Raw genomic sequence first — 16899 nt, 5'->3', positions numbered from 1 at the left:
GCTGACCGGCGGTGTCGGGGGGTCGCATGGTCGACGAACGCGACGACGCCGAGGCGACCGAACCCGGCGATCGAAAACGCCCCCTCAATGATGCGGACGAGAGGAACGAACGCACCGGCCGAGACAGTCCGCTCGGTCGCGAAGATCAGGAGATCGGCGCGGCGGTCGCAAGCGAATCCGAGTTCCTGCTCGACGTCCTGCCACACTTCTACCGCGGCGAGGTCAGCCAGGCCAACAGCGCGCAGGATCGGATCGACCGGACGACCGACTGGGCGATCACGCTGCTCGCCGCCGTGCTGTCGATTGTCTTCTCGAGTCGGAACATGCCCGCGTTCCTGCTCCTGATTGGGATCTTCGTCCTGTCGATCTTCCTGTTCTTCGAGGTGCGTCGCTACCAGTTCTACGACCACTGGCGCGCCCGCGTCCGCTTCGTCCAGGAGAACGTGTTCGCGAACGCGTTAGAACCGACCGGGGTCGAACACCCTGCCTGGCGCGAGGAGCTGAGCGACGACCTCCGGAACCCCACCTTCAAGGTCTCGACTCGAGAGGCGCTCTCCCGCCGGATACGGCGCGTGTACGGACTCCTCTTCGCGGTGGCCGGCGTCGGCTGGGCGTTCAAGATCACGCTGTTCACCCCGGAACAGCAGTGGGTGGAAGCCGCCGAACTGCCGGGGATCCCCGGTTCGGCCGTGGCGGCACTGCTCGCCGTCTTCTTCGCGTGCGTAATCGCGATCGCTCTGTGGCCAGGGGGACGGCAAGCGAAAGGCGAGATACATGGCGTCGAGCCGGGCGACTGGAAAAACGACTGACTGCTCGATCACTCGTCGTCGGGCTCGTTCGACGAGACGTCGGCCTCGGACGGGCCGGCATCACCGGTTTCGGACGGTTCGGCGTCGCCGGCAGGCTCGTCGCCCGCGTCGTCTGCGGGCGTCGGTGCCGATCCGTCGCGCTCGGCGCGCTCTCGAGCGAAGACGTCCAGCGTGATCTTCGCGCCGCCGAGGACGACGGGGCCGATGAACAGCCCGACCGCGCCGAAGGTGATGAGCCCGCCGAAGATGCCGACCACGATGATCGCCGAGTTGAAGGCGCTCGTGCGCCCGATGAGCGCCGGCCGGAGATACGTGTCGGAGAAGGTGACGAGCAGTCCGTAGACAACCAGTCCGCCGGCGGCGACGGGCCGGCCGACCGCGACGAGGTAGATCGCGACGGGGAGCCAGACGCCAAAGGCGCCGACCAGCGGCAGGAGGGTGAGCACGAACGTGAGCACGGTGAGCAAGACGACGGCCGGGATGCCGAGAACCGCGAGCCCTACGCCGAGCAACACCGCCTGAATGGCCGCGACGAGGACGTTGCTGATCACCGAGGCCTGCATGAGCTGATCCAGTTCCGCGAACAGTTCCCGCTGGATCTCGTCGTCGATCGGGACGACGCGGTACAGCCACGCCATCAGCTGTTCCCCGTCCCGCAACAGCGCGAAACAGACGAACAGGGTGATCGTCAGCCCGATCATGAGTCCCGGCAGTCCGCCGACGATGTCGAGCGCGCCCGTCGCGACCCCCTGCGCGCCGGATGAGATCGCGTCCTGATACGTTTCGTAGAGCCCGGTCAGGTTGACCTCGTACCCCCGCTCCGCGATTTCCTGCTCGATCATCCCAATATCGACGTTCCCGCTCCGGACAGCGTCCACGAGCTGGCCCGTCTGCCGGAGCGCGACGCTGAGGATGTACACCAGCGGCAGCAGGATGACGATCACGGCGGTGATGACGGAGACGAACGCGGCGATCATCGGCCGGACGTACCGCTCGAGTCGCCGCTGGAGCGGCAGGAGGATGTACGCGAGGACGACGCCGAAGAGGACGTACTGCAGGTACGGCAGGACGATGAGGAATCCGAGAACGACTGCGGTCAGCGCGAGCACGGTGAGAACTGGCTGCTCGACGGCCCACGCCGGCGGCTCTGGACGCTCTGGCATACGTCCGACTGGAACGTCCCGACAGATTAGTCCACTGACCTGCGTCTCGGTGGAAGAAACGGTTCGGTCGAGCGACTGCGGTTGCGGTCCGTGCGAATCCAGTGCCGTCTGGACTCTGATTCCTCGCGGTACGGGCGAATTTCCGCTCGCCCTCGTTAGGGCGGAGGAAGTCGCTTCAGAACTCCAGCTCGAGGTAGCCAGCAACGCACGTCGAAATCAGCTTCGGTCGTCGAAGTGTGATCGGAAACTGCCTTCAAATAGGGTTCGTACGAACCAATTCAAAGATGAAGAAAACTACTTTATCAGAACCCATTAATGGTTGAATTAGGTGAAATATAGAATGATGGCTAAATCAGAAGCGGCGCGTGAATCGAAGGCTAATTTCATCTGGGTATTCTCTTTCCTCGTTTTTTGTACTCCTTCGAAAGGAGACGATCCAGGGTTCTCTCGGAAATCACCAAGCAGTAGTTGGAGGGGTGGTTATCGGTTTCCTCGGGGGTTCAATCGTGGCAGCTTGTTACAGATACGGAACGAAGTTGAGTAACTCGAGTCCGACGTATACGAGGAATCGAAACGTAGCGAAGTTCATCGCGATTATGGCGGTCGTCGTTCTTTCGAGTACGATCCTCAGTGGAACGACTGGCACCTGGTTTCTGCTGGGTTCGTTCGGTTGGTTCCTGGCGTATAACAGCTGGGTGTACGCAACCGTATCGCCACACAATTCGATGGAAAGCTAACGTTAGCTGGTGGACGTTACCGCCAGCATTCGACGTCCCCGGTACTTCTGTTCGCCCATGTTGACGTCCCGTTTTCCTCGCTCGCGCAAGCGCTCGCTCGCAAAGATCTATCTTACAAACGCGACGCGTTTGCGAGAGCCGCGAGACGCGAAGCGTCTCGCTTGCCGCCAAAAAACCGCTCCGATCGCTACTCGACGTACCGGTACTTTCGCTCGCCCATCCGGCCCCAGCCGTCGAAGACGAACTCCGACTTGGGGGCCGTGAACTCCTCGACGTCGACGTCCATGTCGTGGTTGTGGACGTCGTGGACCTCCTCGTAGTCGTCCCAGCTCATGTCGTACCGATCCTTGAGTTGTTCGTCGACGTTCAGCGCCTCGATCTCGTCTTCCCAGCCCTCCTGAACGACCTCGGAGTGGATTTCCGCCTGGGCGCCGCTGCCGTAGGAGGCGACGAGCAGCGACTCGTCGATCATATCGCGACCGTTCTCGAGGGCGTGTTTGAGCGCGCTGGCGCGGGCGACGTGGACGGAGCCGGTGTACCAGTTGCCGACCTCGCGGGAGATCGACAGCGTCGGATCGATCGTCTCCGCGTACCACTCCTGGTAGGCCTCGGTCTCCTTGAGCAGGTCCATGTACTCCCGCAGCGCGTCGCGGTAGTCGTCGTCGGTATCGAACGCCTCGGGACGGGGCTGGCGACCGATCTCATCGGCCAGGTCGTCCTCGAGCGTCGTATCGCGGATGACGTGGCGGTAGGCCAGCAGGGCCGCCTTCCGGACCATCCCCGGGAACGGCGTGTGGAAGGGCGCGTACGCGAAGTCCGCTTCGTGGACGTCGCCGGCGACGCTCTCGTAGTCCTTCAGGGCCTCGCGCATCCGGGCGAGATACACCTGCACGGAGCGTTTGCCGTCGACGGAGGGGAACTGCTGGTTGGGCTTGAGGAAGTCGGTCTCGTCGGCCGAGCCGTACCCCTGCTCGGCGGAGAGTTCGACCAGGTTGGGATCCTCGCTGATCAGCATCGCGACGGCGCCGGCGCCCTGGGTCGCCTCGCCGGCGTCGCCCCGGGCGTACAGCGCCGTGTCGGTCGCGATGACCAGCGCCGAGCGGCCGCGGTTACGGCCCGCGCGGATCCAATTGTAGGCGTCGTCCAGACTCTGGGTGCCTGCGATGCAGGCGAACTTCCGCTCTCCCTTGTTGGCGTGGTGGAAGTCGCCCTCGAAGACCTGCTCGAGACAGCCGGCGACGTACGTCGAAACGGGTTTAGAGTTGTCGAAGGCGCTCTCGGTCGCGACGTCGATCCGTCCGATATCGTCGGGCTCGAGCCCTTTGCGCTCCATCAGTCGGTGGGCGGCGTTGGCGCCCATCGTGACGATGTCCTCGTAACTGTCGGGGAAGGAACTGGCGTTCAGCCCGAGCCCTTTCGTGTACTTCTCGGGGTCTTCGCCCTTCTCGGGGGCGAACGTGCCGGGTAAGTCGAGTTTGAGGTTCCCGGTCCAGATTTCGATGGCGTCGATACCGACTGCAGTCATACCGTCGCATTCGTAGAGACGCCATATGTTACTGTCGATGGAAAGATCGACAGCCGTCGAGAGTGGTGTTATCCGGTTCGCGCGATCGACTTGTTACGGCTGTTTCCGTTGCCGTCTGTAACGGTAAGTCGGATTTCGTACTCGTTTCCAGACCCGTTCTTTTCCTCAAGTTCGATTCCGTCTTCGACGACGCGGTCTCGATTCGGATACGCCTTCTCCCACGTGTCGACCACGGCTCCCGTGTCGTCGAGTAACTCGAGGGTTCCCTGCGTGATCGGCGCGTCACCGGCCGACGCCTGCCAATTGACGGCGAACCGCGCGTGATTATTGTGGTTCCCGCTACTCGCTTCGAACTCCTCGATCGAGGGGGGAATCTCGTCGTGTTCGACGCGTACGGTGATCGTATCGCTGCTCCCCCCGCTCGAGACGAAGAGGTCGACGTCCCCCGACCCTTCTGCTTCGAAATCGACCGTCTGATCGCTCTCGTTGAATTCGGAGACGGTCGGACCGGACGTCTGATACGCGAAATCGAGCGTCGCCGATTCGGCCTCTGCGTCGGCGGCGAACGTTGCGGTCTCCCCCGAATACACGCGATAATCACAGCTCTCACCGTCGGCACACGCTCGAGCGCTATCGTGATTGTCGGTCCAGCGAACGGTGTAAGCGCCGCCGCTGCGCTCGCCGTCACCATCGTTACTCGCGGTCACGTCGTACTCTCCGCTCGAGTCGCTGCCGTCGCCGATCCCGACTCGAGCGACCTGCAGTTCGTACTCGCCGGCGGCCAGTTCGATGGTGAGCGAGCCGCGCCCCTCGCCGGTCGCGTCGTAGTCTGTCACTCGAGCGTCCGACTGGCCGTCGTCGAACGTCGTCCCGATCGTGTCGTTCCACGCAGTTGGCGCGGCCGTCGGCACCGTGACCGTGACGTTCTCGTTGCCCTCGCCTTCGATCGGAACCGGATCGGAGGGTCCGCTGAGCGCGGTCGGATCGACCGTCACCGCGCCACTACCCGACCGCGAGAGTTCGCCCTCGAGCACGACGAGCCTGATCGTCCCGTCGGAGAGCAGCGGCTGGTCGGTCAGCGAGACCTGCGCGTCGTCGAACTCGTTGAACGCGAAGCCGTGTTCGATCCGCGTCGTCGGCGCCGAGTCGTACTCCCTGTACCCGGGCGTGTAGGCGAGGGTCGTCGTGGAGTGGTTCCCGGTCAGGTTGTGCGGATTCCCCTCGTATTCCGATTCCTCCCCGGCGAATCGGGCGTCGATGCTGATGTTTTCCGTGCCCGTCGTCTCGAGTCGGCCCGTCGGTGCGGGCGGGTTCGCCGCGACTGTTCGAGACGGATACTGGGTGCCGAGCGTGACGGCCGTCGACCGCGTTCCGCCCTCGGTGCCGACATTCTGGATCGCGTTCCGGAGCTCCTGTAACTCGTCATGAACTGCCTGGTTGTGGGTGAATTCCACCCGTTCGTTCTCCGCGGGGACCGCGTTGAGCTGGTAGAGAGCCAGCGCGGCGAAGACAATCGCGAGCAACAACACGGCCCCGATCTGGACGGTGACTGCGCGCTCGTCTCGCCGAAATGCCATAGCCGTGAATGCGCCCAACAGCGTAAACGTGTACTGGCCGTCGGGTCGCTTCCCGCGGCGACGGTCCGCCGGCGGTCGTCCGACTGAAAGCTGTGGCTTACTATGTGGCGCGTCGGGGTACGTCACCGCGCATGCGACGTGTCGAAGAGCGGTTCCGGAGCCATCTGGTCGAAGACGAATCGGTGCGGGCACTCACGTCGGGACGGCTCCTCGGGGACGCCGTTCGCGGTCGAGCGACGATCGGCGCGACCGACCGTCGACTCCTCTGCGTCTCGGCGAGCGGCGAGTTCGTCGACGTCAGGTACGACTGGATCTGCTCGATCCGGCGCCGGGAACAAACGCGCGTCGAGTACCGATCCGAGGAGGGTTCGAACCGATCCCTGCGTCTCCTGGGCGGGCTCGTCGCCCTCACTGTTCTCGTCGTCGGGATCGTCGCCGCGACCGGTATCAGTGCGGTTCAGGGGATTGCCACGGCCGCGCTCGCCGCCGCGACCGTCGCTCTCGTCGCGGCCGTCCACTCCCTGCGAACGCGACCGGGCATCGGTCGCGCGACCGAGCAGTTCGCCGTAGGGACCGGCGTCCTCGCGCTGGTCGCCGTCGTCGCCGTTGTTCCCCTCGCGGCCGGCGTCTCACCGCCGCTCTACGGGCTCGTGACGGTCGCCGGACTCGGACTGGCCGGCTACGCCGCTATCCACCGCGCGGAACTCGACGGGCTGGGTATCGACGGCCGTCGCGAGACACTGCTCACCGTCACCACGGTCGACGGCGACACCGTCACCCTCGCCGTCGACGCCGACTCGACGTTCGACCGCGACCTCGAGGCGTGCGTCCACCGGACCGACCCCGCGTCCGTCGAACGGCCGCTCGCTCGGGCGCCGGTCGAGCGCCCACCGGACGGTGACGACTCGGCGACTGTCGGGAGTACGTGACCGTTACGGCGACGGTTGGTCCTCAGGAGGGGAGCCTGGCGAGGCACTGGTGACAGTACCGCGCCGACGAGGCATTCGGGTTCCCGCAGGCCGGACACCGGCGGCTCGAGGCGGTCTCCGACTCGATACCGATTCCGCTCGCGAGCACGGTCAGCACGTCGTCTTCGACCTCGTGGCCCTGTTCGTGCAGCCACCGATCGATGAAGGCGTCGTCGCGAAGCTTCTCGAGGCCCCGCACCAGTCCGAGAAAGAGCAGCGTGGGCGCGATCATGACGAACGCGGCGACGGCCAGCCGGCCGACGAGTTCGAACGTGCTGAGGTCGGTCATACCGAGTGGTACTGCGTCGGCGGCAAAACACCTACCGCTCGTCCGGTCGTGTCAGCCCGCGAACCGGCTGATTACATCCATTCGCCGGACATCAAGACCGACCGAACGGACGCGAACGCAGTTGCTATCGAATCGATGAAAACGCACGCGAGGTCGGGCGCCGATCAGTCCGAAATGAACTTGTTGTCTCGCCAGTTGACGCCGCCATCGCCCGAGTTGTGGTCTCGCGGTCCTTCGACGACCTCGATGTTGGCCGGTCGGGGCTCGCCCTCGACGATGCGGGTCGCCTCGAGTTCGCCGTCGCGCTCCGAGATTGCCGTCAGCGTCCCCTTCTCGGCGGCTTCGGCGATGCCACAGAGGACCAGGAACATCTGATACTGCAACAGCGAGTTCTGGAGGACGGTCTCGCGGTCGCCCTTGAACGCCGCGAACTCGACGAGTTCGGATTCGATCTCCTCTTCTTCTTCCTCGTCCCAGCGGAAGGCGTTGCGCCGCTCGTCGGGATCCTCCTCGTAGACCCGGTTCTCCGTGACGCTGGCCTTGAGCTGGGCGGTCGGCGTGTACTTGCTGACCGATTCGTCCTTGGCGACGGCCTTGAGAATAAGCGTGTTGTTGCGCCGCGTTATCTCCACGTCGGTGATACCGTCCGGGTACTCTGCCTCCTCGATGTGTTCCCGAAGGTCTTCGAGGGGTAGTTCAAGCGTCGAATGCAGCCGATAAACGTGTCTGGATTCCTCTGTTGACATGGTGGGATGATCTGCGGCGACAGTCGCTGAGTTCCTAGTACGAGCGCGTGACTTATATGACCTGCTATTGGATACGTGGCCGATGCGCTCGGATTAATTCATCGGCGCGATTCGGAGTGATTATTCGGCGTTGAGCGTCTCGGCCAGCTCACCGCGTTCCTCGAGTTCCTCGAGGACGTCCGAGCCGCCGACGAACTCGCCGTCGACGAACGTCTGCGGGATCGTTTCCCAGCCGCTGTAGTCCTCGAGGGCGGCCCGGAACTCGGCGAGGGAGTCCAGGACGTCGACGGTCTCGAACTCGTCTCGGTGGCTGTCGATGAGGCCGAGGGCCTTCCGGGAGTAGCCACACTGGGGCATCAGCTCGGTCCCCTTCATGAAGAGGACGACCTCGTTGTTCGCGATGGTGTCCTCGACTTGCTCGTTGACCTCGTCCTGATCGAGACCCTGGTTCGGTGGGAATTCCATATCAGTCGTATGGCAACGAGAAGGGATAGGCCTTGCGTCCGCGGTACCGACGGAGCCCGAGACGACGCTCCTACCGCGGGTCCAGCCTGACGATCCGATCGTCGTTCGCCCGGGGGAACGGGCCGTCCGCGCGACCATCCCGGTTCGACGTGAGCAGGTACAGCGAGCCATCCGGCCCGGGCTCGACGTGTCGAAGGCGACCCCACTCGTCGGCGAACAGGCGGTAGACCGTCGCCGTAAAGCGGTCGTCGAGCCAGTCGGCGTCGTACTGGACGGCGTCGGACTCGTCCGAACTCCTCTCACCGTCCGAATCGCTTCGGGGCGTGAGCCCGACGACGGCCAGCGCGCTCGAGGCAAGCCCGCAGACGAGGACGGTGTTCGTCCACGGCTCGATCGCGCCGTCGTCGTAAAATGCCAGTCCGGACGGCGCCCACGTCGTTTCGGATCCGGTGTTGACAACCGGCGGCGTCGCCGCCTCGTACTCGTCGTAGCTCCCGTACTCGGGGTCGTCAGGCCCGCCCCGGACGATATCCCAGCCGTAGTTGCCGCCCGGCCGGAGGACCGAGACCTCGTCCCGTGCGCCCGGCCCGTGTTCGGCGAGTATCGGCGTTCCCTGCGGCGTGAAGTCGAGTCCCTGCGGGTTGCGGTGGCCGAGCGAATACGTGCGCTGGTCGCCGTCGTCACCCCAGTTGGGATTCTCGGGGTGGGGTTCCCCGTCGGGCGTCACGCGCAGAACGGCACCGGCGCGGGAGCCAGGATCCTGCGTTAGCGCGGGCTCCCTCGCGTCGCCCGTCAGCACCCAGAGGTGGTCGTCGGGACCGAACGCGATCCGTCCGCCGTTGTGGATCGACGACCCCGGGATCCCCTCGAGGACCGTCTCGAGGGCGTCGGCCTCGAGGTCGTAGCGGACGACCCGATTCGAGACGGCCCCGTCGTCGGCTGTGTAGTAGGTGAACAGGTCGGGGGTGTCGGGATAGTCGGGGTGGGCCGCGACACCGAGGGTCCCGCCCTCGCCGGGCGACGCGCGATCGGGGAGGGACGCGCTCTCGAGGACCGTCTCGCCGTCGTCGGCCCCCAGATCGGCGTCCTCGGCCAGTGCGTCCGCATCGAACCGGCGGACGCCGCCGTCGCGTTCGGTGACGAAGGCGTCGCCGTCGGCGAACGTGAGATCCCACGGGATCGCGAGGTCGGAGACGACCGTCGTCGCCGCGACGTCGTCCTCACTCGGGACGGCGTCGGCCGGCCGCCAGTCGGGTTCCGACCAGTCGTCGGCGGGGACGGACTCGGGCGTCGCGAGTTCCGTCGCATCGGATCCCGACTCCGTGAGACAGCCCGCGAGCGCGGGAACCGCGACGGCGGCCGCCGCCAGCAGGCGTCGACGTGTCGGAGCGTCCATACGGGTACTGCGGGACGGAACGGTGAGAAACCTCGGGTTGGGATGGGGAGCGGACGCCGGCCGACCGACTACCGACGGCGTTACTCGTCGCCGTTCGGCAGCCGCACCGTGGTAAACCAAAACTCCGCGTAGGCCCGAATGGTCTCCAGAAACTCGTCGGGCTCGACGGCTTTTTTGAGACAGGCGTTCGCGTGCTTTCGGTACGAGTGCAGGACGTCGTTCTCGTCCTGGGAGCCGGTGAGGACGGTGACGGGAATGCGCTTGTGCTCCGGGTCGTCTTTCAGCTCCATCAACACCTGTTCGCCGCTCGTCCGAGGCAGGTTCCAGTCAAGAATGACGAGGTCCGGCCGCGGTGCGTTCGCGTGGTCGTCGCGACGATAGACGAAGTCGAGCGCCTCCTCGCCGTTGGTAACGGCGTGGAGTTCGCTGTCGGCGCCGGCGTCGCGAAACGCCTCCTCGATGAGGCGGACGTCTCCCGGATTATCCTCGACCAACAACACGTCGATCGTCCCCCTCGAGCGACCAGATGCATCGCTCATCACTCCCGTTTCGAGATGACTACGCATGAAAGCACTGCCTGAGCCGCCGATCGCTGGCCGTGCCGGGTCGGCGCTGCGTGCGGACCGCGACCGCTAGTCCGCGGCCGGCGGCGCCGTCAGGACGTCGAGCTTTTCGGCGGCGTAGCCGAAGACGTCCCGGTAGCCGTTCGGCGACATCAGGATGGGATAGAACGGTTCGTCGGCGACCTGCGTGTCGCCGTCGGCGGCGGCGAACGGATCGCCGGCCTCGACTTCGGCGAAGTTGTCGACGAAGACCTCGTAGGTGTCGGCGTCCTGCTTGCGGATGACGTCGGTGAGCCGGTAGACCGGTAGATCGCTGCGGATCGTATCGCCGGGTAATGCGTCGACGGCCGTGAGGAACGCGCGGGTCAGTCGGTCCGCGTTCTGGGCGGCCGTCTCCGACCCCTGCAGGCCGCACTCGACTTCGATCGTGTCGATCTCGGAGAACAGGCGTCCCTCCGCGAAGTTGCTCGTCTCGACCATCGCCGACACCGGCAGCTTCGGGACGACCGCTTTCGCGGTCTCGCTGACGCCGTTGACGATCGCGAAGGGCTCGCCGTGGCTCTGGGTCGAGTGCATCGAGAACGTCAGACAGCCGTCGAGCTCCTCGACGAGCCGATGGGCGAGTTGTCCCTCGTGAGTTTTCGCGTCCGGATCGCCGGGAAACGCGCGGTTTAAGTCCTCGTCGACGAATCGGACCCGCCGCTCGAGGGCCTCCTCGTTGGCGACGATGAGCTTGACCGGCCGCTCGACGGTCGGGCGCTCGTCGAGCAACCGTTCGACGGCGCGAACGCCACAGGGTTCGTCCCCGTGAACGCCCGCGACGACTGCGATCTCCGGCGTTCCTGACCCGAGCTGTGCAACTCTCATTACCGCATCATTGGGCTCTGTGGCCAAAGGCGATTCGGTCTCTCACGAACGAGACCATTCCGTCCGGTCTCCATGGGGCTAGTTGCCACGACGCTATCCCCCGATACGACCGGTTTCGAGTCGACGAGCGGACGGAACTGTCACTCTTCGAGTGTCTCAGCGTACTCGAAATCGGCCGGTCCGGCGGTCGGTCGCTCGCCGTCGATGGGGACTCGCCAATCGTCGACGCGGCTCGGCTCCTCGAGGGCGTTCGTCAGCACGGTCCGGACCTCGAGGACGTCGACGCCGTAGTAGTCTCGGGGAACGTCCCGCAGGTACTGGAGCGCGGTTCGAAAGAGCGACCGCAGTCCGTCGTCGTTGTCGAAGTCGACCCGCTTGTACGCGCCGGCCGCGACCTGTACCATCCCGTGGCAGAACGCGCTCTCGGTGCTCCCGCGGCCGTAGTTGTACCACTCGAGTTCGAAGCAGTCGTGGCTCTCGTGGTAGGCGCCAGCGTTGAAGAGTCGGACACCGTGGACCGTCGCCCGACGAAGCGTCGCGTGCTCCCAGCGCCCCGCCTCGGGCCGCCAGCCCGTCGGCGTCTCGAGCCCCGGGGGCGGTGCGACGGTCGGGTCGCTGGTGTGCTCGTCCATACGCCGAGTTGGAGCGGCGGACGGGTAATTCCGTCGCCGACCGCGAGACGACCCCGACGAACCATCCGAGTACTTATTCGGGTCCGGTCCTCCACCATCGACTAGATGAAGCACCCTCGTTGGCGGTGCCAGGACTGTGGGGAGCGCCTCTACGAGCACATCGAGGGCGACTACCAGTGTCTGAACTGCGGTCGCCGGTACGACCCCGACCAGCTCGAAGAGAACGCTACCTGAAACCTGGTTCACCGCTCGCCCGTCGCTCGACCGCCGTTGACGGCCTGTCCAGCCCGTATCCGGTAAGCGGCCTGTAGCTGCGGGCCCAACGGTATAGGTCGCGAGGCCCCATCGACGAAACATGGAGACGCGATGGGCGACCGTCGACGGTGTCCACCTGCAACTGCCCGACGACTGCACCGCCGCCAAACTCCGAGATCACCTCCGGAAACCCGACGACGCGGCGCTGATCGCGGTCACGGGCGACCTCGTATCGATCGTTCACGACGAGGAGCAACCGCTCTCGGCGATGGTCGCCGGCTGCGCCGACACCTACTACTTCAGACGGCCCGACGAACCGGACCGAAACGACCTCCTTGCGGCGCCGGAGATCGACGACGCCCTCGAGGCGCCGTCGTCGGACGAAACGACCTTCCAGCGTCCCGGAATCGACCACTGACGCTCGAGCGTCGGACCGCGGACCGTCGTAGACGTTCGTCAAATATCTCCGCTATTTGCGATCTATTTCGGGAAAATACTTCCTGACCAGGGCGCAAAACTGAAGAGAATTCGGTTCGTGGCTAGTGCCACGACCATGAGTCAACGTATCACGCTCGAGCCGGTCGACGAGATTCCGTCCGACTGCCGAGTCTGCCACTACGACGAACTCGAAGAGGAGGCGAAAGCGCAGGTACCGCTCCTGATCGACACCCCGGCCGAAGCGGAGATCGACGACGCCGACGGCTCGGCCGACGCGTTCGAAGGGTGCGATCTCGTCAAGTATACCGAGTACTACGCGGTGTCGGCCGACTGAGGCCGGCCCGGTCCCGTTCTACGGGCCCGAAGGTAGTCGACGGCTCGAGGACCGAATCGACCGGCCGATCAGTTATCCTCGTCGGGGTTGAGTTCGAACTGTTCGTTCTCCGAGACGGCGTTGAGAACGATGCTCGTGTTCGACTGGTTGATGTCGGGGTCGGTGATCAGCTGCTTGATCTGGTCGTTCATGTCGTCGGTGTCTTTGAACTTCCCGATGGCGATGACGTCGTAGTTGCCGGTAACTTCATAGACCGAGATCATCTGTCGGTGGTCCTTCAGGGACTCGGTGATCTTCGGCAGCGCGCTGCCTTCGGCTTTGAGCTGCATCACCGCGGTGACGTCGTAGCCGAGGGCGTCGTAGTCGACGATCGGCGTATATCCCTGAATGACGTCTTCCTCCTCCAAGTCCGAGAGGTGGTTCGAGACGGTCGTCACCGAGACGTCGAGTTCCTCCGCGAGGCTGCGAAGACTCGCGCGTCCGTCGCCGAGCAGTTCGTTTACCAGATCCGTGTCCAGGTGTTCGTAGGTCATTTGTATACTATGAAGTACTCCATATATAAGGTATTTACGAATATCCAGTTCTAACAGCCCCCATCGTTGCTTCGCGTAGGAAATCCCCGTTCGACATCTATTTCGGTATTTGAGGCGGCTGAAATAAGCGAATTCGCGTTCGCGGCCACGCGGTCGACCGCGACTGCCGTCGCGGGACCGGAATAACCGATTCTCGTTATCACGGGGTGGGAAACTGCTTCTGTCGTGCTTCTCGACCCGCTGCGATCGTCCGGCGTAACTGACGGCAGTTATTGGACGAACCAAAGCTATTTCTTCCCGCCGTTCGTCGTGGTATCCATGACGATACAACGACGCGAGTTCGTCGCCGCGCTCGCCGCTGGTGGCGCCGCCGGACTCGCCGGCTGTTCGACGCTGACCGGCGACGACAGCGGTGACGCCGGGATCAGCGGCAAAACGCTGACGCTGACGACGACGACGAGCACGTACAACACCGGGTTGCTCGACGAACTCAACGCGCCCTTCGAGGATCGGTACGGCGTCTCCGTCGATGCCGTCTCGCAGGGGACGGGGCAGGCCCTCAAGACCGCTCGAAACGGCGACTCGGACGTGGTGATGGTCCACGCCCGCTCGCTCGAGGACGAGTTCATGGAGGAGGGGTACGGCGTCAACCGACGGGACCTCATGTACAACGACTTCGTCGTCATCGGCGGTCCCGACGATCCCGCGGGGATCGGTGGCAGCGACGACGTCACCGAGGCGTTCACCGCCATCGCCGACTCGGAATCCTCGTTCGTCTCTCGAGGCGACGACTCTGGAACGCACACGAAGGAACTCGAGATCTGGGACGAGACGGGGCTCAACGTCAACGAATTCGGCGAGTGGTACCAGGAGGCCGGCCAGGGGATGGGCGACGTCATCAACATGGCCACCCAGCAGGGTTCCTACACGCTGTCCGACCGCGGGACGTATCTGGACATGCAAGATGAGGTGGACCTCGAGATCCACGTGCAGGGTCCGATCGAGGGCGGACCGGAACTGCTCGCGAACCCCTACGGGATCGTCGCCGTCAACCCGGCGGTCCACGACAACGTCGAGTACGACCTCGCGATGGCCTACATCGGTTTCATCACCAGCCCGGAGGGCCAGGACCTTATCGAGAACTACACGGCCAACGGCGAGCAGTTGTTCTATCCCGAAGCCCTCTCCGAGGAGCCGAACTTCCAGCAGTACGTCCCCGAGGGGTGGAGCGCCGATAGCACTGGCAACTCGAGCGACTCGTCGGACGAATAATGTCCCTCGAGAGCGCGACGACGGTCCCGCTGTTCACCGAGTTCCCCTTCGAGTGGAACTACATCCGGAGCATCATCGTCGTCTCCCTGTACGTCAGCGTGGCCGCGGTCGCGTTAAGCACGTTGTGTAGCCTCCCAGTCGCGCTCGCCGTCGGCTTTACCGACTTTCGCGGGAAGGGGCTCCTGACGTCGATCATCAACACCGGCATGGGGTTTCCCAGCGTCGTCGTCGGACTGGCTGTCCTGTTTACGGTCTCCAACGAGGGCCCGCTGGGCTCGCTCGAACTCGTCTTCACGCGCGAGGCGATGATCATGTCGCAGTTCGTCCTCGCCGCCCCGGTGGTCACCGGCGTCAGCCTCGCCGCGGTGAGCAGCGTCGAGCAAAACGTCCGCGACGCGGCGTACGCGATGGGCGGGACCCGCCTCGACGTGGCGCTGGTCACCATCAAGGAAGCTCGCTACGGGATCGCGACCGCGGTGCTAGCCGGCTTCGGGCGGGCGATCAGCGAGGTCGGCTCCGTCCTCATCGTCGGCGGAAACATCGCCAGCGCCGACGGCACCTCCAAGACGCGGACGCTGACGACGGCGATCCAGCTCGAGGCCCAGCGGGGACGGTTCGAGACGGCGATGATCCTCGGCGTCGTCCTCCTTGCGATCGTGCTGGTCGTCAACGGCATCGTCGTCCGACTGGGCAGCGACGGCGGGGGGTACCGATGACCCTCGAGGCGACCGACGTCTCCCACGGCTACGGGAACGAAACCGTCTTCGACGGCGTCTCGCTGTCGGTCTCGACGGGGGAGGTCGTCGCGATCATCGGCCCCTCCGGCGTCGGCAAGTCGACGCTGCTTCGCCTGCTCGCGCTGTTCGACGCGCCCGACCGGGGGACGATCAGCTACGACGGCGAGGACGTCTGGCGACAGCCCGAGGGGCGGCGACTTGAGCACCGTCGTCGCATCGGCATGGTCTTTCAGGACGCGAGCCTCTTCGACGCGAGTGTCCGTCGGAACGCCGCCTACGGCCTCCGCGTTCGCCAGTCATGGCCCGAACGGATTCGACACGGATTCGCGCAACTCGTCGGCGAGCAAAACGGCACCGGCGACGCCGTCGAGGCCCTCGAGACCGTCGGGCTGGCGGACAAGGTCGATCAGGACGCCGACTCGCTCTCGGGCGGCGAAGCCCAGCGCGTCGCCTTCGCCCGAGCGCTGGCGTACGACCCCGAAATCCTCCTGCTGGACGAACCCACGTCCGATCTCGACCCGCGAAACACGGCAGTCATCGAGGACGCGGTGCTCCAGGCCCGAGATCGGGGGATCGGCGTCGTCGTCGCGACGCACGATATGCACCAGGCCCGGCGCGTCGCGGACCGCACCGCCGTATTGCTCGGCGACGAAATCCTCGAAGTCGACCGAACCGAACGCGTGTTCGACGACCCGCGCGACGACCGGACCCGGAAATTTATCGACGGCGAACTGATATACTGACCATCGTGGAGACCCGCCGCGCACGCGCCGACCACCGCTCGAAGTCACCATGACGATCGAAAAGGAGTACACTACGAAACTCGCGGTCGACGACGTCACGATCGACCGGCGCGACATCGAGATGCTCGACGCCATCGATCGGTACGGATCGATGCACCGCGCCGCCGAAGAACTTGGCCGCTCCTACGCCCGCCTCCAGAACCGCGTCGTGGAGATCGAGGAGGCCGTCGGCCCGATCACCGAGCGCCAGCGCGGCGGCAGCGGCGGCGGCGGGACCGAACTGACCGCGACCGCCCGCGAGTTGCGCCAGCAGTTCGACCGCCACGAGGCCGCACTCGACGGCGTCGCTCGAGTGACGGAATCGGTCTTCGCGGGCACCGTCCGCGACCGAACCGGGGAGCTCGGAACCGTCGAGACGGGGATCGGCCCGATTCTGGCGCTCGTTCCCGACGACGCGAACGAGGTCCAGATTACCGTTCGATCGGACGCCGTCGTCCTGACCGAACCCGAGGAGGCCCTCGAAGCCGATAGCACCAGCCTGCGCAACCAGTTTCGGGGCACCGTCGATCGCCTCGAGCCGGGCGAGTCGATCACCAGGGTGACCGTCGATCTCGAGGGCGACGAGGGGGACCCGACGCTCCAGGCGCTGGTCACGAAGGCCAGTTCGGAGCGCCTCGGTCTGGCGCCCGGGCGCCAGATCGCCGCCTCGTTCAAGGCGACCGCCGCGCGAGGGATCCGCATCGATCCGAATTCGCGGGCGTAAGTCGAACCGACTCGCGAGCTCCCGTGGCTCGAGTATCGCTGTCGGAATTCGAGAGAAGATCTTATACCGCGGCCGCTAATACGTGAC

General features: G+C 65.0%; 20 protein-coding genes. 9 read left to right on the top strand and 11 right to left on the bottom strand.

Translation table 11 applies throughout. The features are described 5' to 3' along the window. Positions 1-26 precede the first annotated feature (26 nt). On the top strand, positions 27-809 hold the full coding sequence (locus EH209_RS02285; RefSeq protein WP_126661358.1) for a DUF2270 domain-containing protein: 783 nt from the start codon (positions 27-29) through the stop codon (positions 807-809). Positions 810-817: 8 nt separating this feature from the next. Here the strand turns inward: EH209_RS02285 and EH209_RS02280 are convergent, their stop codons facing one another. The 3 genes from EH209_RS02280 to EH209_RS02270 all read right to left on the bottom strand — a co-directional run bounded on the left by EH209_RS02280 (position 818) and on the right by EH209_RS02270 (position 5811). Next, the gene (locus EH209_RS02280) at positions 818-1972 is read right to left on the bottom strand and encodes an AI-2E family transporter (RefSeq protein ID WP_249038735.1); all 1155 of its coding nucleotides are present in this window, start codon (positions 1970-1972) and stop codon (positions 818-820) included. A gap of 924 nt (positions 1973-2896) precedes the next feature. Further along, positions 2897-4234 (bottom strand): hydroxymethylglutaryl-CoA synthase, encoded by a 1338-nt coding sequence (gene hmgB / locus EH209_RS02275; RefSeq protein WP_126661357.1) that lies wholly within the window; start codon positions 4232-4234, stop codon positions 2897-2899. A 68-nt stretch (positions 4235-4302) separates the two neighbouring features. Next, positions 4303-5811, bottom strand: coding sequence for a hypothetical protein (locus EH209_RS02270; protein ID WP_126661356.1), 1509 nt, complete (start codon positions 5809-5811; stop codon positions 4303-4305). Positions 5812-5942: 131 nt separating this feature from the next. Here EH209_RS02270 and EH209_RS02265 point away from each other — a divergent pair, with 131 nt between their 5' ends. Continuing rightward, entirely contained in the window at positions 5943-6740 is a 798-nt protein-coding gene (locus EH209_RS02265) for a hypothetical protein (protein WP_126661355.1), read from the top strand. Between the two features lie 22 nt (positions 6741-6762). Here EH209_RS02265 and EH209_RS02260 read toward each other — a convergent pair whose 3' ends face one another. The 7 genes from EH209_RS02260 to EH209_RS02230 all read right to left on the bottom strand — a co-directional run bounded on the left by EH209_RS02260 (position 6763) and on the right by EH209_RS02230 (position 11737). After that, the gene (locus tag EH209_RS02260; RefSeq protein ID WP_126661354.1) at positions 6763-7068 is read right to left on the bottom strand and encodes a zinc ribbon domain-containing protein; all 306 of its coding nucleotides are present in this window, start codon (positions 7066-7068) and stop codon (positions 6763-6765) included. A gap of 164 nt (positions 7069-7232) precedes the next feature. Beyond that, a complete protein-coding gene (locus tag EH209_RS02255) occupies positions 7233-7814 on the bottom strand; it encodes a DUF7110 family protein (protein WP_126661353.1) in 582 nt (193 codons plus the stop codon). Positions 7815-7934: 120 nt separating this feature from the next. Next, entirely contained in the window at positions 7935-8279 is a 345-nt protein-coding gene (locus EH209_RS02250) for a glutaredoxin family protein (RefSeq protein ID WP_126661352.1), read from the bottom strand. 70 nt (positions 8280-8349) lie between these two features. Then, the gene (locus EH209_RS02245) at positions 8350-9675 is read right to left on the bottom strand and encodes a PQQ-dependent sugar dehydrogenase (protein WP_126661351.1); all 1326 of its coding nucleotides are present in this window, start codon (positions 9673-9675) and stop codon (positions 8350-8352) included. Positions 9676-9755: 80 nt separating this feature from the next. Then, the gene (locus tag EH209_RS02240) at positions 9756-10214 is read right to left on the bottom strand and encodes a response regulator (RefSeq protein ID WP_126661350.1); all 459 of its coding nucleotides are present in this window, start codon (positions 10212-10214) and stop codon (positions 9756-9758) included. A 93-nt stretch (positions 10215-10307) separates the two neighbouring features. Further along, complete coding sequence (locus tag EH209_RS02235) at positions 10308-11105, bottom strand: succinylglutamate desuccinylase/aspartoacylase domain-containing protein (RefSeq protein ID WP_126661349.1); 798 nt, start codon at positions 11103-11105, stop codon at positions 10308-10310. 140 nt (positions 11106-11245) lie between these two features. Further along, the gene (locus tag EH209_RS02230) at positions 11246-11737 is read right to left on the bottom strand and encodes a DUF309 domain-containing protein (protein ID WP_008894798.1); all 492 of its coding nucleotides are present in this window, start codon (positions 11735-11737) and stop codon (positions 11246-11248) included. Positions 11738-11842: 105 nt separating this feature from the next. On the opposite strand from EH209_RS02230, the gene EH209_RS24900 reads away from it, so the two are divergent. From EH209_RS24900 to EH209_RS02220, 3 genes are all read left to right on the top strand, one after another. Beyond that, positions 11843-11971: a hypothetical protein gene (locus tag EH209_RS24900; protein ID WP_256402143.1), complete on the top strand. Its 129-nt coding sequence runs from the start codon at positions 11843-11845 to the stop codon at positions 11969-11971. Positions 11972-12092: 121 nt separating this feature from the next. Continuing rightward, the gene (locus tag EH209_RS02225; RefSeq protein WP_008894800.1) at positions 12093-12410 is read left to right on the top strand and encodes a hypothetical protein; all 318 of its coding nucleotides are present in this window, start codon (positions 12093-12095) and stop codon (positions 12408-12410) included. Positions 12411-12545: 135 nt separating this feature from the next. Beyond that, positions 12546-12764, top strand: coding sequence for a hypothetical protein (locus tag EH209_RS02220; protein ID WP_126661348.1), 219 nt, complete (start codon positions 12546-12548; stop codon positions 12762-12764). Positions 12765-12832: 68 nt separating this feature from the next. Here the strand turns inward: EH209_RS02220 and lrp are convergent, their stop codons facing one another. Then, positions 12833-13297 carry an HTH-type transcriptional regulator Lrp gene (gene lrp / locus EH209_RS02215; RefSeq protein ID WP_126661347.1) on the bottom strand — a complete coding sequence of 155 codons (465 nt, stop codon included), beginning with the start codon at positions 13295-13297 and terminating at the stop codon, positions 12833-12835. Between the two features lie 318 nt (positions 13298-13615). Between lrp and EH209_RS02210 the strand changes: the two genes are divergently transcribed. From EH209_RS02210 to EH209_RS02195, 4 genes are read left to right on the top strand one after another with little or no spacing between them, the layout of a single operon-like run. Continuing rightward, positions 13616-14569 carry a substrate-binding domain-containing protein gene (locus EH209_RS02210; protein ID WP_126661346.1) on the top strand — a complete coding sequence of 318 codons (954 nt, stop codon included), beginning with the start codon at positions 13616-13618 and terminating at the stop codon, positions 14567-14569. After that, entirely contained in the window at positions 14569-15285 is a 717-nt protein-coding gene (locus EH209_RS02205; protein ID WP_126661345.1) for an ABC transporter permease, read from the top strand. Before EH209_RS02210 ends, EH209_RS02205 begins: the two co-directional genes overlap by 1 nt. Then, positions 15282-16049, top strand: a complete 768-nt coding sequence (locus EH209_RS02200; RefSeq protein ID WP_126661344.1) for an amino acid ABC transporter ATP-binding protein — start codon at positions 15282-15284, stop codon at positions 16047-16049. Before EH209_RS02205 ends, EH209_RS02200 begins: the two co-directional genes overlap by 4 nt. A 49-nt stretch (positions 16050-16098) precedes the next feature. Continuing rightward, positions 16099-16812 (top strand): TOBE domain-containing protein, encoded by a 714-nt coding sequence (locus tag EH209_RS02195; protein WP_126661343.1) that lies wholly within the window; start codon positions 16099-16101, stop codon positions 16810-16812. The last annotated feature ends 87 nt before the right edge of the window (positions 16813-16899 follow it).

Origin of the sequence: Haloterrigena salifodinae (genome assembly GCF_003977755.1) — an archaeon.
Lineage (GTDB): Archaea > Halobacteriota > Halobacteria > Halobacteriales > Natrialbaceae > Haloterrigena > Haloterrigena salifodinae.
This window is presented reverse-complemented; position numbering and strand designations above follow the sequence as displayed.

What these genes read in the sequence shown, in the direction of transcription:
- EH209_RS24900 (WP_256402143.1), top strand. Translation starts at nt 11,843, where the DNA reads ATGAAGCACCCTCGTTGGCGGTGCCAGGACTGTGGGGAGCGCCTCTAC.
- EH209_RS02285 (WP_126661358.1), top strand. Translation starts at nt 27, where the DNA reads ATGGTCGACGAACGCGACGACGCCGAGGCGACCGAACCCGGCGATCGA.
- EH209_RS02270 (WP_126661356.1), bottom strand. Translation starts at nt 5,811, where the DNA reads ATGGCATTTCGGCGAGACGAGCGCGCAGTCACCGTCCAGATCGGGGCC.
- EH209_RS02195 (WP_126661343.1), top strand. Translation starts at nt 16,099, where the DNA reads ATGACGATCGAAAAGGAGTACACTACGAAACTCGCGGTCGACGACGTC.
- EH209_RS02255 (WP_126661353.1), bottom strand. Translation starts at nt 7,814, where the DNA reads ATGTCAACAGAGGAATCCAGACACGTTTATCGGCTGCATTCGACGCTT.
- EH209_RS02210 (WP_126661346.1), top strand. Translation starts at nt 13,616, where the DNA reads ATGACGATACAACGACGCGAGTTCGTCGCCGCGCTCGCCGCTGGTGGC.
- EH209_RS02225 (WP_008894800.1), top strand. Translation starts at nt 12,093, where the DNA reads ATGGAGACGCGATGGGCGACCGTCGACGGTGTCCACCTGCAACTGCCC.
- lrp (WP_126661347.1), bottom strand. Translation starts at nt 13,297, where the DNA reads ATGACCTACGAACACCTGGACACGGATCTGGTAAACGAACTGCTCGGC.
- EH209_RS02200 (WP_126661344.1), top strand. Translation starts at nt 15,282, where the DNA reads ATGACCCTCGAGGCGACCGACGTCTCCCACGGCTACGGGAACGAAACC.
- EH209_RS02250 (WP_126661352.1), bottom strand. Translation starts at nt 8,279, where the DNA reads ATGGAATTCCCACCGAACCAGGGTCTCGATCAGGACGAGGTCAACGAG.
- EH209_RS02265 (WP_126661355.1), top strand. Translation starts at nt 5,943, where the DNA reads ATGCGACGTGTCGAAGAGCGGTTCCGGAGCCATCTGGTCGAAGACGAA.
- EH209_RS02245 (WP_126661351.1), bottom strand. Translation starts at nt 9,675, where the DNA reads ATGGACGCTCCGACACGTCGACGCCTGCTGGCGGCGGCCGCCGTCGCG.
- EH209_RS02260 (WP_126661354.1), bottom strand. Translation starts at nt 7,068, where the DNA reads ATGACCGACCTCAGCACGTTCGAACTCGTCGGCCGGCTGGCCGTCGCC.
- hmgB (WP_126661357.1), bottom strand. Translation starts at nt 4,234, where the DNA reads ATGACTGCAGTCGGTATCGACGCCATCGAAATCTGGACCGGGAACCTC.
- EH209_RS02220 (WP_126661348.1), top strand. Translation starts at nt 12,546, where the DNA reads ATGAGTCAACGTATCACGCTCGAGCCGGTCGACGAGATTCCGTCCGAC.
- EH209_RS02205 (WP_126661345.1), top strand. Translation starts at nt 14,569, where the DNA reads ATGTCCCTCGAGAGCGCGACGACGGTCCCGCTGTTCACCGAGTTCCCC.
- EH209_RS02235 (WP_126661349.1), bottom strand. Translation starts at nt 11,105, where the DNA reads ATGAGAGTTGCACAGCTCGGGTCAGGAACGCCGGAGATCGCAGTCGTC.
- EH209_RS02240 (WP_126661350.1), bottom strand. Translation starts at nt 10,214, where the DNA reads ATGAGCGATGCATCTGGTCGCTCGAGGGGGACGATCGACGTGTTGTTG.
- EH209_RS02280 (WP_249038735.1), bottom strand. Translation starts at nt 1,972, where the DNA reads ATGCCAGAGCGTCCAGAGCCGCCGGCGTGGGCCGTCGAGCAGCCAGTT.
- EH209_RS02230 (WP_008894798.1), bottom strand. Translation starts at nt 11,737, where the DNA reads ATGGACGAGCACACCAGCGACCCGACCGTCGCACCGCCCCCGGGGCTC.